At 68.4% G+C, this 14,937-nt stretch carries 8 protein-coding genes, 1 tRNA gene and 2 pseudogenes; 6 read left to right on the top strand and 5 right to left on the bottom strand.

Annotation, left to right across the window (positions count from 1 at the left end; all coding sequences use genetic code 11):
* Positions 1-4: 4 nt before the first annotated feature.
* The gene (locus MSPGM_RS08865) at positions 5-1,000 is read right to left on the bottom strand and encodes a hypothetical protein (protein WP_003606849.1); all 996 of its coding nucleotides are present in this window, start codon (positions 998-1,000) and stop codon (positions 5-7) included.
* 506 nt (positions 1,001-1,506) lie between these two features.
* Here MSPGM_RS08865 and MSPGM_RS08860 point away from each other — a divergent pair.
* From MSPGM_RS08860 to hpxZ, 4 genes and pseudogenes are all read left to right on the top strand, one after another.
* Positions 1,507-2,186 (top strand): annotated as a pseudogene (locus MSPGM_RS08860) (cysteine hydrolase family protein).
* 96 nt (positions 2,187-2,282) lie between these two features.
* Positions 2,283-2,486 carry a DUF4089 domain-containing protein gene (locus MSPGM_RS08855; RefSeq protein ID WP_003607794.1) on the top strand — a complete coding sequence of 68 codons (204 nt, stop codon included), beginning with the start codon at positions 2,283-2,285 and terminating at the stop codon, positions 2,484-2,486.
* Entirely contained in the window at positions 2,483-3,898 is a 1,416-nt protein-coding gene (locus tag MSPGM_RS08850; RefSeq protein WP_209688622.1) for an AtzE family amidohydrolase, read from the top strand. Before MSPGM_RS08855 ends, MSPGM_RS08850 begins: the two co-directional genes overlap by 4 nt.
* Entirely contained in the window at positions 3,895-4,302 is a 408-nt protein-coding gene (gene hpxZ / locus MSPGM_RS08845; RefSeq protein WP_209688623.1) for an oxalurate catabolism protein HpxZ, read from the top strand. The genes MSPGM_RS08850 and hpxZ overlap by 4 nt, the downstream gene beginning before the upstream one ends.
* A gap of 126 nt (positions 4,303-4,428) precedes the next feature.
* On the opposite strand, the gene MSPGM_RS08840 is transcribed toward hpxZ, so the two are convergent.
* A complete protein-coding gene (locus tag MSPGM_RS08840) occupies positions 4,429-5,829 on the bottom strand; it encodes a nucleobase:cation symporter-2 family protein (RefSeq protein WP_003605950.1) in 1,401 nt (466 codons plus the stop codon).
* A 642-nt stretch (positions 5,830-6,471) separates the two neighbouring features.
* Between MSPGM_RS08840 and MSPGM_RS08835 the strand changes: the two genes are divergently transcribed.
* Complete coding sequence (locus tag MSPGM_RS08835) at positions 6,472-11,622, top strand: amidase family protein (protein ID WP_261926345.1); 5,151 nt, start codon at positions 6,472-6,474, stop codon at positions 11,620-11,622.
* Positions 11,623-11,712: 90 nt separating this feature from the next.
* Complete coding sequence (locus tag MSPGM_RS08830) at positions 11,713-12,009, top strand: hypothetical protein (RefSeq protein WP_003596115.1); 297 nt, start codon at positions 11,713-11,715, stop codon at positions 12,007-12,009.
* An 8-nt stretch (positions 12,010-12,017) separates the two neighbouring features.
* Here MSPGM_RS08830 and MSPGM_RS08825 read toward each other — a convergent pair.
* The 3 genes and pseudogenes from MSPGM_RS08825 to MSPGM_RS08815 form a co-directional block, all read right to left on the bottom strand.
* A tRNA-Gly gene (locus tag MSPGM_RS08825) sits at positions 12,018-12,143 on the bottom strand.
* A 30-nt stretch (positions 12,144-12,173) separates the two neighbouring features.
* Positions 12,174-12,525 (bottom strand): annotated as a pseudogene (locus MSPGM_RS08820) (transposase); the annotation flags it as partial.
* A 147-nt stretch (positions 12,526-12,672) separates the two neighbouring features.
* Positions 12,673-14,397 (bottom strand): GGDEF domain-containing protein, encoded by a 1,725-nt coding sequence (locus MSPGM_RS08815; protein ID WP_003596117.1) that lies wholly within the window; start codon positions 14,395-14,397, stop codon positions 12,673-12,675.
* Positions 14,398-14,937 lie beyond the last annotated feature (540 nt).

Genomic DNA, 14,937 nt, shown 5'->3' with positions numbered 1-14,937 from the left:
GGGATCAGAAGATGTGGAAGGCGACGCCGGCGAGGAAGCTCTTCTCCTCGGTGCCCTTGAAGGTCGCGGTCTCCTGGTTGCCGAACTTGTTCAGCCAGTACTGGAAGCCGATGAAGACATCGACCTTGTTGGGCTGGTCGTAGACGAGCTTGCCGAGATCGAGCACGAGGTTGGTGCGCGACAGGAATTCCAGCCCGCGCGGCGGGTTGAAGGCGAAGGCGGCGGGGTTGTTGCTGATGCCGCGGCCCTTGGGCAGGACGATGTTGTTGAAGCCGGCCAGCGTCAGCGGCAGACCGGTGAAGGTCAGCGGCAGGCTGTAGACGATCTCGAATTCGGGGACCGTGTTGAAGCTCTGGTCGCGGTCGGGCTGGGTGTTGAAGCCGTTGCGGTTCCATTCCTTGTAGGCGTGGACCGACAGGTTCAGGAAGCCGGCCGGCACGTCGAAGGCGAAGTTCAGGCCGCCGACCACGTCGCGCTTCTTCGAGCCGAAGGCGTCGTTCTGCGAGTTGGCGTCGAAGCCGTAGGAGAGCGAGACCTCCTTGACGATGCCCGGGACCATGAAGGCCTTGGTGCCGGTCAGGGCGTTCAGGCTCAGCGTGCCGCGGTAGAGGCCGTAGGCTTCGGTGTTGCCGTAATCGGCGAAGGTCGGGATGCCGCCGGGCGTGTTGGTCGTACCGGCCGGAAACTGAGAGCCGGATTGCAGGATGTCGAGGGTGAAGAAGTTCGTGCCGTAGGCCCAGGCATCCGCGTGCGAGATGTTGAGGATGTGCTTGGGCGCCTCGCGCGAGCGGAAGCTGCCGTCCGGCCGCTGGATCTGGATGCCGGGCGTGACGGTCGGGAACTGGTAGCGATAGCTGATCTGCGTGTCCGCGAAGAGGAAGAACGGCACTTCCTTCGCGGCCACCGCCTCGGGGGCCCGCTTCTCCCCGAGATCCGCCGCGACCGCCGTACCCACCGTGAAGAGCGACAGCGCCACCGCCGCAAGTCCCCGAACCGACATTCTTCGTTCTCCCCGACCATCCGTGTGGTCGGGCGGCAGCAACGGGGGTGCCAACACAAAACAAGCCGCAGCCCTCGGCGCCTATGCGGCAGCACAAGTCACAAATCCGCAACACATTCTCGGCGTTGCCAGGCTGGGTCGCCAGTGTATGGCCGGACCAAGACGCCTCTTAGAACCGGTGGGAGTTGGAGGACGAGCCGTCATCGCGCCGGGGCAATCCGTAGAACCTTCTCCAGGCCGCCCACCGTCCGCTCATGCTGCGCATTTCATGGACGTGATGCTGGCAGGGCTGCGGAGTGGAAGCCGTTTGCGCGCACGGCCGTTCGCGCAAACGGCCGGAGCCGGCGGCGTGCCAGCGTGGACTGCACAGGCCGGCGCCAGCCTGACGACACTTCGTGCATCGGCAACGATGATCGGGCACGATTTTTCGGGAGCCGAGCGCCATCATCGCGGTGGCCTGGACGCGCTCCGGCCTCCGGCCCCGCGCGATCGCTCCGAGGTAGCCAATGCCCGCCCCGCAGCCCCTTCTCGACGCCGAACCCGCCCCCTGCCGTTCGATCCGGCCCGGACGGCCCTCGTCGTCATCGACATGCAGCGCGACTTCCTCGAACCCGGCGGCTTCGGCGAGAGCCTGGGCAACGACGTCTCGCTGCTCGCCGCCGCGGTGCCGCCCGCCCGCGCCCTGCTGGCCGCTGCGCGCGCAGCCGGCCTCCTCGTCGTCCACACCCGCGAGGGCCACGCGCCCGATCTGTCTGATGCCCCGCCAGCCAAGCTGGAGCGCGGCGCGCCGACGGCGCGCATCGGCGAGCCGGGCCCCATGGGCCGCATCCTGATCCGCGGCGAGCCTGGCCACGACATCATCCCCGAACTGGCGCCTCTCGACGGCGAGCCGGTGATCGACAAGCCCGGCAAGGGCGCCTTCTACGCGACCGGGCTCGCAGCCCTGCTAGAGGCGCGCGGCATCGAGACCCTGATCGTCTGCGGCGTGACGACGGAGGTCTGCGTGCACACCACCGTGCGCGAGGCCAACGACCGCGGCTATCGCTGCGTCGTCGTCGCCGATGCCTGCGGCTCGTACATTCCGGCCTTCCACGAGGCGGGCCTTGCCATGATCAAGGCCCAGGGCGGCATCTTCGGCTGGGTCTCGCGCTCCGCCGCGGTGATCGCCGCCCTCGGCCAAGCGTGAGGCGCTCCTGAACGGCGGAACGCGCCGCGGACCGGAGTGCCGGCTGTGGCGCGGCCATTGCACCGGCCGCGAAGCTTCCGATCCTCGAGGGAACCGATGACCGATCACGCCGCGGAGACGCCGACGCCCGATCTCGACGCCTATGCCGCGGCGGCAGCCCCCCTGCTGGGCCTCACCCTCGATCCGGCCTGGACCGGGGCGGTCGTCGCCAATCTGCGGGTGCTCCATGCGGCGGCGGCGCTCGTCGGCGGGTTCCCCCTGCCCGACACCGCCGAGGCGGCGCCGGTCTACACGGCGTGAGCGCGACGACGGATTGGAGCCTTGCCCCGGCCTCCGACATCGCCCGGGCCGTGTCGGCGGGGACGGTCGGCGCCCGCGACGTGGTTGCCGCCGCGCTGGATCGCATCGCCCGCATCGATCCGGCGGTGAACAGCTTCACCGAGCGCTTGGCCGAGCGCGCCACCGCCCGCGCCGCGGAACTCGACGCCGCGCGGGTTCGGGGCGACAGGCTCGGCCCCCTGGCCGGGGTGCCCTTCGCGGTCAAGAACCTGTTCGACGTCGCCGGGCTTCCGACGCGGGCGGGCTCGCGGATCAATCGCGAGCGGGCGCCGGCCACCTGCGACGCCGCCCTGATCCGGCGGCTGGAGGCGGCGGGCGCCGTCCTGGTCGGGACGCTCGGCATGGGCGAGTACGCCTACGACTTCACCGGCGAGAACATCCACGACGGCAATACCCGCAATCCGCACGCCCTCGCCCACATGTCCGGCGGCTCGTCCGGCGGCTCGGGCGCGGCGATCGCCGCCGGCCTGGTGCCGCTCGCGCTGGCCTCGGACACCAACGGCTCGATCCGCGTACCCGCCGCCTTCTGCGGCTGCTTCGGGCTCAAGCCCACCTACGGGCGGCTGAGCCGGGCCGGGAGCTTCCCCTTCGTCGGCAGCCTCGATCATCTCGGGCCGATGGCGCGCTCGAGCCGCGATCTCGCCCTGGCCTACGACGCGATGCAGGGGCCCGACCCCGAGGATCCCGCCATGGCCTCCCGCCCGGCCGAGCCCGCGGCTCCGGACCTCGACCGGGGCGTCGCCGATCTTCGTATCGCGGTGGCCGGAGGCTACTTCGCGCAAGGGGGCGACCCGGAGGCCTTCGCCGCCGTCGCGCACGTCGCCCGCGCGCTGGGCGCGCGCCGCAGCGTCGTGATCCCGGAGGCAGCCCGCGCACGGGCGGCGGCCTACCTCATCACCGCGGCCGAGGGCGCCGCGCTGCATCTTGACCGGCTGCGCAGCCGGGCCGGCGACTTCGATCCGGCGGTGCGCGACCGGCTCATCGCCGGGGCGATGCTGCCCGCCCCCTTCGTGGAACGGGCGCAGCGTTTCCGCCGCTGGTATCGCGACGCCGTGCTGGCGCTGTTCCGCGACGTCGATGTAATCCTCGCGCCGAGCACGCCGGTCCGGGCGCCGCGCTCCGGCCAGACGACCTTCGTCCTCGACGGCGTTGAGTTGCCGGTGCGGCCCAATATCGGCGTGTTCACGCAGCCGATCTCGTTCATCGGCCTGCCGGTGGCCGCGGTGCCGGTCTGGCTCGACGGCGGCCTGCCGCTTGGTGTGCAGGTCATCGCCGCGCCCTGGAACGAGGCGCTCTGCCTGCGGGTGGCGCATCACCTCGAACGCGAGGGCGCGGTTCGGGCTCCGGTCGCGATCGTGAAGGACACGCGATGATCATCGACGACCCCGCGGTGAAGGCCGAGGTCGAGCGGGTCTTCGCGACCTACGAGGCGGCGCTCGTGAGCAACGACGTCGCGACGCTCGAACGGCTGTTCCACGACGATCCCCGCACGATCCGCTACGGCGCGGCGGAAAACCTCTACGGCATGGACGCGATCCGCGCCTTCCGCCGGGCGCGGCCCTCGCAGGGTCTCGCCCGTGACCTCGCTCGTACCGTCATCACCACCTTCGGCCGCGACTGCGCCGTGGCGATGACGCTGTTCCGGCGCGAGGGCGCCCCCGGCCGCGTCGGACGCCAGAGCCAGACCTGGCTGCGCTTTCCCGACGGCTGGAAGGTGGTGGCGGCCCATGTCAGCGTCATCGACGACGCTCCCGGTGAGGGCGCGAGCGGTCCCTGACGCGTCACCGCGCGCGGTGCAGGCCGGGCGGCCGTTTCAGGCCCTCCGATCCATGCCGGCGACAGGCGGCTCGGCCCCCGCGCGGCGGTCAGGGGTCTGACGGCTCGCCGCCGGCCCGCAGTGACGTCAGTGGGCTTGGGCGACCTCGGCCTGACGGATCGCCGCCTCACGGGTTTCCGCTCGGTCGCCGAATCCGTTGAAGAACAGGTTCAGCCCCACCGCCGCGATCGCGGCGAGCAGGATGCCCGATTCCAGCAACGGGTGCAGCGCATGCGGCATCTGCTTGAAGAAGTTCGGCGCGACGAGCGGGATCATGCCGAAACCGACCGAGACCGCGACGACGAACAGGTTGTTGCGGTTGCGCGCGAAATCGACGCCGCCGAGGATGCGCGTGCCGGTCGCGCCGACCATGCCGAACATCACGAGGCCGGCCCCGCCGAGCACGCATGGCGGCACGGCCTCGACCAGGGCCGCGAGCTTCGGGATCAGCCCGAGGCCGAGCATGATGAAGCCCGCGGCCACGGTGACCCAGCGCGAGCGGATGCCGGTGACCCCGACGAGCCCGATATTCTGCGAGAACGAGGTGTAGGGAAACGTGTTGAAGATGCCGCCGATGACGGTGCCGAGCCCGTCCGCGCGCAGGCCCCGCGTCAGCCGCCGCTCGTCGACCGGATCGGCGGTGATCTGCGACAGGGCAAGGAACATCCCGGTCGATTCGATCATCACGACGATCATCACGAGGCACAGGGTGACGACCGAGACCGGATCGAAGCTCGGCCAGCCGAAGGCGAAGGGGCGCACCATTTCGAACCAGGGCGCCGCGGCGACACGGTCGAGCTCCACCAGCCCGGCAAAGCCGGCCAGCACCATGCCGAGCGCGATCCCGATCAGCACCGAGGCCGAGGCGACGAAGCCCGTGGCGTAGCGGGTGATGGCGAGGATCGCGCAGAGCACGAAGGCCGCGATGCCGAGATAGACGGGGGCACCGTAATTCGGGTTGCCGACGCCGCCGGCGGCCCAGTTCACCCCGACCCGCATCAGCGAGATGCCGATGACCAGGATGATGGTGCCGGTCACGACCGGTGGGAACAGTGGCAGGAGGCGTCCGATCACCGGTGCGGCGATGAGGCCGAACAGGCCGGAGGCGATGACGGCGCCGTAGATGCCGGTGAGGCCAATCGCCGGGTTCGTCCCCATGGAGAGCATCGGGCCGACGGCCGCGAAGGTGACCCCCATCATCACCGGCATGCGGATGCCGATGCCCGGCAGGCCCCAGCTCTGAATCAGCGTGACGATCCCGCAGGCGAACAGGTCGGCGCTGACGAGCATGGCCACCTGCTCGGGCGGCAACTTGAGCGCCCGTCCGATGATGAGCGGGATCGCCACGGCGCCCGCATACATCACGAGCACGTGCTGCAGCCCGAGCAGGCCGAGGGCCGCGGGGGGAACCCGTTCCTCGGGCTTGAGGGGCACCGGACCCTCGATCTCGGCCGCGGAAGCCGGCTGGGAAGGCGCCATCAACACCATGGGAGAGATGCTCCGAACGTCCGGACGCGGTTGCAGGTGTTATGCCAGAGAGCGGCCACGGCCTGTGCCGGCTTCGGCGCGGAAGGCCGCCTGTCGCCGGCACTCGTTGCGCCGCGTGCCGTCGAAGCGATCGCAAGATCCGTTTTCCCCGGCGAGCCCGGCGCGATGTCCTGGATCTGCGACCCGGTTTCGGGACCATGTCGATCTCTCAACCAGGCCCCGTCCGAAGGAAGGCCAGGAGCTCCTCCGAATCATTCTTTCGACGGTGCGGCGTTGCGGGTAGCTCACTCGGCTCATGGCCAAGGTGTCTCGCGCGTGGGGGGCGGATCAAGGCTGACTTCTGCCGCCCTCGCTGCACGAGTTCGTGCCGCCGGGCACACGGCGCAGTTCGGGCAGGATACGGTGCGGGGGCGCTCGACCTGTCGGCCCGCCTCGATACCGAGGAGCGCGGCTACCCGGACGTTTCAGGTTTGACCCGTCACACCACAGCCGGAACCGTAGAGCGAACAAGCCCGTGACTGTTTTCCCAGCACAAACCAATCAAATGATACAAATTTAGTCTGCAAGCACAGCATTGTCTCTTGAGCGATTCGGCCGCCGCTTCCTAGCCTCGCGCCCGGTAATCAACACGAGAGAACGGCCGTGCCCCAGTCCCAAGCGAGCGCCCTGCGCGATGTCGTGCGCGCCACCTACCGGCGCGCGGGGCTCGACAAGTCCGAGACCGAACTCGAGACTCTGCTTCCCACCGTCCGGCCGCTGATCGACTTCGATCCGCGCGAGGCCGACATCGTCGGCCTGCTGGGGAAACTCACCTTGCGGGACGCGTCCCTGCCCGCCGCGCCCGGCCCCGCCTCCCTGGTCCGTACGCTGTCGAAGGAGCCGCTGGCTGCCTATGGCGGCACGGCGCCCGACATCACGACCAAGTCGGCCACGGAACTCGCCGCACTGCTCGCGAGCGGCACGATCACCTCGCGCGAGATCGTGCTCCAGTACATGTACAAGATCCAGAAGCTCGACCGCGCCGGTCCGGCTCTGCGATCGGTGACAGAACTCAACCCCGAGCTTCTGACCATCGCCGACCGCATGGACGCACGCCGGGCCGAGGCCAAGGCGAAAGGAGAGACGCTGCCGGACCTGTTCGGCATCCCGATCCTCCTCAAGAACAACATCGAGACCGGCGACCATCTCCGCACCACCGCCAGTTCGATGGCCCTGATCGGCTCGAAGCCGGCGGACGACGCGCCCCTGGTGGCCAATCTGCGCGAGCAGGGGGCCATCATCATGGGCAAGACCAACATGAGCGAGTGGGCCTCCTTCCGGGGCGGGATCGCTCTCAGCGGACACGGCGGAACCGCCATCAACCCGTTCGGGCCCGATCGGCCGCTATACGGCTCCAGCATCGGGTCGGGCATCGCGGTTGCCATGGATTTCGCACCGATCACCGTCGGGACGGAGACCAACGGCTCGATCACGGGTCCGTCCAAGGGCTACCACATCTGGGGTCTCAAGCTGACGCGCGGTCTCGTGGATGGCGCCGGCATCATCCCGGGCGTCGCGTCGATGGATACGCCCGGCCCCATGGGATCCAACCCGGCCGATCTCGCCCTGCTGCTCAACGGGATGCGGGGGAGCGGGGCGTCCGGCCCCGCCAATCCGCCGACCGACTACACCAGCAAGTTGAACGGCGATCTGACAGGTGTCAGGATCGGCGTCGATACCACTGACGCATCTCCGGCATTCGTGTCCCTGCTTTCGGCCGTTGCGAAAGAGTCGGGGGCGACATTGGTCACCTACGACAAGGAGACCTACGATCGGGCCGTCTACGCGGCGGTGCGCGGCCTCAACACTGCGGACATCAGCGAACTCGTCAAACTGTATAATGGGCTGGCGCCCTCGACGATCGTGACCGAAGCTCAAATCGAGGCGTTTCACCAAACACTCGTTACAGATCCACTCAATGAATGGATCACTGCCTATCCCCTCTGGACGACCATATTTAATGCATATGCAACAATAGTTTCATACGAGCTCAGGAAGTACATCGACGAGAATCTGGGTGTGCGCGAAGCGAATCCTCAAGACTACGACAGCGCCCTGGTTCGACTGCTCGGCACCACCTTCCGGGCCCTTGACGGCGACAGGGCGAGATTCGCGCGCGATCTGCCGGATGTCGTCGCGTTCAACGCAGCGAATCCGGAGATCGAGAGGATCGGCTTCGGGTCCGACTTTTTCGCCAGAATCGCGACGCCGAGCCTCGATGACCTCGTCAAGGCCGTCGGTTTCGATTCCGCCGCCGCGCTCGACGCCGCCGCCATAAACTGGAAGGGGATCATCGGGAAGATCCTACACGAGGTGAGAGCCGGTCTCGGCGTCGATGTCTCGTTCGATACCCGGCTCGACGAGAACGCGATGGCGTTCGCAAACTCGCCTCAGTTGGTCGTTCCCGTCGGTCCGGGACGCAGATCCACCGGGCAGACCATGAACGCCGACCCGTTCGGCGAGGAGGCGATGCTCCGGGTCGGCTACGCCCTGAACGAGAAGCTGAACGACCCCGCCTTCGCGAGCCTGCGCGCGCTATCCCCGTCCATCCCCGAGACGGGCTTCACCAATCAGCCGGCCGACCGGGGCCCGCTTCTGCCGTTGGTGCTGCACGATCTCGACGACCACGGCCGGGCGACGCTGGCCCATCTCCTCACCACCGAGATGGCCCCCCTCGTGCTCCACACCACCGGCAACCTCGCCCTGCCCACCTTCGACGGACGCATCTCCGGCAATGGCGGCCTGATCAAGGAGGCCGACGGCGTCCAGGCCCTCACCGGCGACAGCGACTTCACCGGCACCGTCCAGGTCTGGAAGGGCGCCCTGGCCATCGATCGCAACCAGGCCCTCGGCAACGCCGCCAACGCCGTCAGCCTCGAAGCCGGCAGCGCCCTGATCGCCAGCCGCAGCCTCACCCTGGCGCGCGACCTCCTCCTGAAGAACGGCGGTGCCCTCGGCGCCGGAGCCGAGGTCGCCCTGCTCGCCGACGGCGTGATCTCCGGCAACGGCGGCCTGACCAAGACCGGGGCCGGCCAGCTGACCCTGGCGGGCCTCAACACCTATACCGGCGGCACCCGCATCGCCGAAGGCGTTCTCGCCGTCGCCGCCGATGCCGGGCTCGGCCAGGATTACGGCGCGCTGCGCTTTGCCGCCGGCACCGGCCTGCTCGTCACCGGCAGCTTCGCCACCCAGCGGCCGTTCCAGCTCGACGGGGAGACCCACCTCTCCATCCGGGCCGGCGCCTCCCTGACGGTGAACAACCTCATCGACGGCGCCGGCAGCCTCGTCCTCGACGGCGGCGGCAGCCTCACCCTGGCCGCGGCCGCCAACCGCTTCGCCGGCGGCATCCAGCTCAAGGCCGGCACCCTCGCCCTCGACGGCGCCGGCGCCGCCGGGCTCGGCACGATCCGCTTCGAGGCCGGGCCCCAGACCCTCGTCCTCGACGCCGCCGCCTTCCAGGCCGGCGTGTTCGGGGGCACGATCGCCCGGTTCGGCACCGCCGACACGATCAGCCTGGCCGATCTGGCCTACTCCACCGGCGCCACCGCTCAGTACGATCCCACCGCCCAGGCGCTGACCGTCGTCAGCGGCGGCCTCACCCGCCAGCTCACCCTCTCCGAGCTCGGCCGCGGCGGCTTCACCCTGGCCTCCGACCCTGCCGGCGGCACCCGCGTCCTGCTCACCGGCGTGCCCGTCGGCCTCGCCGCTTCGGGGCCGGGCCTCGACGCCCAGGGCAACGGCCTGCTGAAGGCCGGGGCCGTCCTCACCTTCACCGTCGAGATGTCCGATCTCGTCACCGTCGAGACCGGGGCGGGCCGCCCCGTGCTGGTCCTGTCCAACGGAGCGGAGGCGGCCTATACCGGCCAGCCGAGCGGGGGGAGCCTCGGCTTCGCCTACACCGTCGCCCCCGGACAGGACAGCCAGGCCCTCTCCGTCGCCCGGCTCGACCTGCGCGGTGCCGTCATCCGCGATACCGGCGGCCACGTGGCCGACGTGACCGCCCTTCCCGCCGCCCCGTCGGGCACGATCACCCTCGACACCACCGCGCCGACGCTGGCCCTGACCGCGGCGCCGCCCGCCACGGTCGAGGCCAGTTCCGCCGCGGGCGCGGCCGTGAGCTTTGCCGCCAGCGCCGGGGACGGGGTCGATCCGGCCCCGCGCGTGGTGTTTAGGGCCGGCGACACCGTGGTCTCCTCCGGCCAGACCTTCGCGCTCGGCACGCACAGCGTCACCGCCACCGCCTTTGACGCCGCCGGCAATGCCAGTGCTCCGGTCTCGTTCGACTTCACGGTTCAGGACAGCACCGCACCGACGCTGGCCCTGGCGGCGGCACCGCCCACCACGGTCGAGGCGAGCTCCGCCGCGGGTGCCGCCGTGAGCTTTGCCGCCATCGCCGGGGACGGCGTCGATCCGGCCCCGCGCGTGGTGTTCCGCGCGGGCGACACCGTGGTCTCCTCCGGCCAGACCTTCGCCATCGGCACGCACAGCGTCACCGCCACCGCTTTTGACGCCGCCGGCAATGCCAGCACCCCGGTCTCGTTCAGCTTCACGGTTCAGGACAGCATCGCACCGACGCTGACCCTGACGGCGGCACCGCCCACCACGGTCGAGGCGAGCTCCGCCGCGGGTGCCGCCGTGAGCTTTGCCGCCAGCACCGGAGACGGGGTCGATCCGGCGCCGCGCGTGGTGTTCCGCGCGGGCGACGCGGTGGTGTCCTCCGGCCAGACCTTCGCGCTGGGCACGCACAGCGTCACCGCCACCGCTTTTGACGCCGCCGGCAATGCCAGCACCCCGGTCTCGTTCGACTTCACCGTGACGACCCCGGTCGCGCCGGCCACGGCGACCTTCGACTTCGCCCTGAGCCAGGCCAGCCTGCGCCAAGCCCCAGGACACATCGCCCTGATCGGGCCGGACGGCCTGAGCCACGACGTCACCGCCGTCGAGACCTTCGTGTTCACCGATGGCGTCGTCCGGCAGAAGGACGCCGCCCCGCTGGTCGACGACCTGTTCTACTACGCCGCCAATCCCGACGTCTGGCAGGCCCAGATCGATGCCGACGCGCACTATGCCGCCTATGGCTGGCGCGAGGGCCGCGACCCGAACGCCGCCTTCTCGACCGGGGGCTATCTCGCGGCCAACCCGGAGGTGGCCGCGGCCGGCCTCGACCCGCTGGTCCACTTCGCGCAAGCGGGCTGGAAGGAGGGCCGCGATCCCGCCGCCGGCTTCGACGTCGAGCTCTACCTCGCCCGCCATCCGGAGGCGCGCGCGGCCGGCCTCGATCCGCTCAGCCACTACCTCGCCCAGGGCCGGGCCGAGGGACTGGCCGCCCACGCCGCGGTCGGACGCCCGGCCGATCTGGCCGAGCAGGGCGGCTTCGATGCGCAGGCCTACCTGCTGTCCAACCTCGACGTGGCCGAGGCGGCCCGGGCGGCCGGGGGCGACAGCTTCGCCTTCGCCCGGACGCACTACACGACCTACGGCTGGCAGGAGGGGCGCAACCCGAACGCGGTGTTCGACACCAAGGGCTATCTCGCCGCCTACGGCGACGTGGCCGCAGCCGGGATCGATCCGCTTGCCCACTATGTCCGGTACGGCGCGGCGGAGGGCCGCGACCCTTCCGCCGGCTTCGACGGCAAGGCCTACCTCGCCGCCAACAGTGACGTGGCCGCGGCGGGGCTGAACCCGATGCTGCACTATCTCCAGTACGGCGCCGCCGAGGGCCGCAGCACCTTCGCCGACGGGCACTTCGCCTAACGCCTGCTTCCCAGCGAGGCTGAAATCCCCGCCGGCGGGGGCGGGCCGGCTGGCCTCTCGAGGCCAGCCGATCCGCCCCAGATCCGCCCCGTGCCAATCCGTTTGCGCGCCGTGCCGCCGGCCACGAAACACTCTCGGCAGCGCGGCTACAGCATGCGGCCGGGCGGCCGGATCGCAGACGGCGCCCGCCTGATGCCGTTCGCGCGTCAGCTTCGCCGCGAGGTCAGGCCCCTCGGCGGCGAACACGACGCGTTTGCGCCCAACCCGCTTCCTGGCTCCGTCGTCGCCACGCAGCCCGCGGACCCCAATGCAGTTGACGCGCTGCGGGTCGACAAGCGCCAGCCGTGGATCGAACCGACGTCCGCAGCGCCGCCGCTGGCCTTTTAAAGATTAAGTGGAGCGGGCAATCGGGATCGAACCGACGACATTCAGCTTGGGAAGCTGAAGTATTTCTCTGCGTATCACATTAAGAAGTGTTTGCAGATATGCAACCAGACAGCCATAAGATCGATTATCCCCCCTGCACCTACTGCTCTCAGAATTCAAACGGCAAGGCCGATCAGTTCGCAGGCGCGACGTTGCGAAGTGCCGTTCTCCTCGACGGCCCAGCTCACGGCTGTTCTGCGTGGGTCGCGCTCCAGAAGTTTTCTCCAAAGCCTCACGCAGCGTCGCCACGTCGAGCATCGCCTCGGCCAGGAGCTTCTTGAGCTTGCGGTTCTCCTCGTCGAGCGCCTTCAAGCGGCGCCCATCCGAGACTTCCATGCCGCCGAAGCGCGAGCGCCACGTGTAGAACGTCGCGTCGCTGATGCCGTGGCGACGGCAGACCTCAGCCACCAGAAGCCCAGCCTGCTGCTCCTTCAGGATGCCGACGATCTGCTCTTCGCTGAACCGGCTCTCCTTCATCGTCCGCCTCCTCATCGACGGACCCTAGCTTCAGAATGAGGGCGGACCAGGGGGGTAAGGTCAGCCGACTTCGGGGTTTCCGGTCATAAACCGCGCTGCGATTGTATCGCCCTCTCTCGACACGCCCTACGAGACAAGCCGAAGCCGCTACTCTGCCGCGATCGGCCGCAGCACAGGCTCATCCGGCGCGGCCTCGGATCGGCTCCGCCATCCTTGACGCAGCGGCGCCACGGCCACTTGGTTCCGGCCGTTGTGCTTGGCCCGGTAAAGTGCCGTATCCGCAGCGCGTATCAGTTCGGCACTGGTGCCCGAGGTGCTCGGGACGGAGGCGACACCGAGTGAGGCAGAGACCTTTGCCCCATGCGTGCCGGATAGGCTCTCGATACGGCCTCGGATCTGCTCGGCCTTGGCTGCCGCGTCCTCGAGATCGCAATCGGGCAGGAACACGATCATCTCCTCGCCGCCATACCGACAGGCCACATCTGTCTCCCGCAAGGCGCCCACGATGGCGGCGGCGGCTTCACACAGGACCGCGTCGCCAGTCGCATGACCGTGCTCGTCGTTCAGTCGTTTGAAGTGGTCGAGATCGATCATGACGACAGAAACTTTCCGGCCTTCCCGTTCGGCGAGCCGAACGTAACGCTCAAGACTGTCCTCCATATAGCGACGATTGTAGAGCCCAGTCAGCGGATCGCGAAGGGCTTGGTTGCGCAGCTTCTCACGAAGAGCGATGTTTGAGAGCGCAAGTGACATGGCATCGCCGAGCGCGGAGCTGAGCGGCAGCATCGCGGCCAGGCGTGTCTCCGCGTCGGCCCCCTCCGCGAAGATCTGCAGGAGTCCGAGGTTTTCGCCGCGCGCCGCCATCGGGATCTCCAAGGCCGCCATGCCAGAGACATGGTGCTCGCAGCAGAGAGCTTTCGCCCCTCGATGGTTGATGTGCGGCTTGCCGCGCTTCATCGCCCAGCACTGGCCGACCATGATGGCCTCCGGGAGGGAAGCACTGTCACTGCATGCCCAAGAGGTGGAGAGCACCAGACGATCACGCGAGTTGTTGAAGACGTAAAGGGCACCACCGAAGCCAGCGATGAGTTCTCCGGCGGTGGCTCTCAGAACCGCGTTAGCGTCGTGGTGATCCGCTGCGCTCTGCAGCATGTCGGTCATCCCGAACAAGTGGCCGACCTGCTTACGAGAGGCCTCCACCTGCGTAATGGCGGCTTGCCGCGCTTGAGCATCGCGTGCCGCAGACCGGAAGGCGAAGACCATCACTCCGCCGATCAGGAGTTGCGAGAGCAGAACGAAAAGCTTGCCGATCTCGATGCGGGTCTCGTGCACAGCGAAGTGCGCGTTCCAGTCGGTCAAGAATGCGTCGAAGGCACTTCGAATCCTACCGACCTGAGCAGCACTATGGCGCTCCCTGAGTAGCGCCTGTGCCTCGGTGAGACGTCCGGACCGCGCGAGCTCGAGCACCTCGGTCCAACTCGCCTCAAGGGATTCGAGAATGCCTCCAGCCGTAGCCTTGCCGTCCGATCTCCCGATGAAGGGGGTTAGCAGGGCGAGCTGCGCGGTGCGCCGGCTGTGCAGCGCCTCGAGGGCGCGGTTGAACGCTCCGAACTGACCATCGCCAGTCCCCAGAGCCTTGTTCAGGACATAGGACTCCGCGTCCATCAGCGCTTCCTGCGCGATACGCATCTGACGTCCGCCCTCGCGGAGATCGATCAGTGCCTGCTGATGCGCGTTAGTGAAGAAGAACCCCGACAGGGCCGTGGTCACCATCAGCGATACCAAGCCAATCTGAACGCTCAGGCGACGCTTTCCTGGACCGCTCACTTGACGTTGATCGATCGCCCCGAGTTCCATCGCAACGAGAGACATAGTTGTGTCCGGAATGTCGGTGACAGCGCGCCGCCTGAGGCGAGCCTACTTAGCTCCTGTGTCTGCCTGACACGTGAATGAATATGGCTAACAGTGCGGTGAAGCACTCCTCTAAAGTGTTGCCAGCCACTCTCCCGAGCCCTGAAAGCTCGGCATTAACACTAATGGCAAGGTCGAGAAGATGCTCCGACGGAAGCACATTTTTCGATCTTAGGTACAATCGATAGCAACTAAGAAATTAAACGGGCAGTTTTGGATGAATGGGCAAGCGCGCTGCTTGTTATGTGGCAAAACCCCTCGGCTTATCCGCTAGTCCCCAGTCGGATGGTGTGAAGCGACGCTCCATCGCCGCCTCTGTCGACCAAAGATCGGGAAAGGCAGGCTGTGGAAGGCCACAGCTTTGACGAGCCCCCGACACCTCCCGGCTTCTAAATCCAGTCGATTTCCTGATCGCATCGATTGGAACTATGCGCTTATCGGATCGTGGCTCCGCCGGCATCTTGAGTGTGCGCCGGTCATGAGAACGTGCGCCGCGAGCCC

Source organism: Methylorubrum sp. GM97 (assembly GCF_024347855.1).
GTDB classification, from domain to species: domain Bacteria; phylum Pseudomonadota; class Alphaproteobacteria; order Rhizobiales; family Beijerinckiaceae; genus Methylobacterium; species Methylobacterium extorquens.
This window is presented reverse-complemented; position numbering and strand designations above follow the sequence as displayed.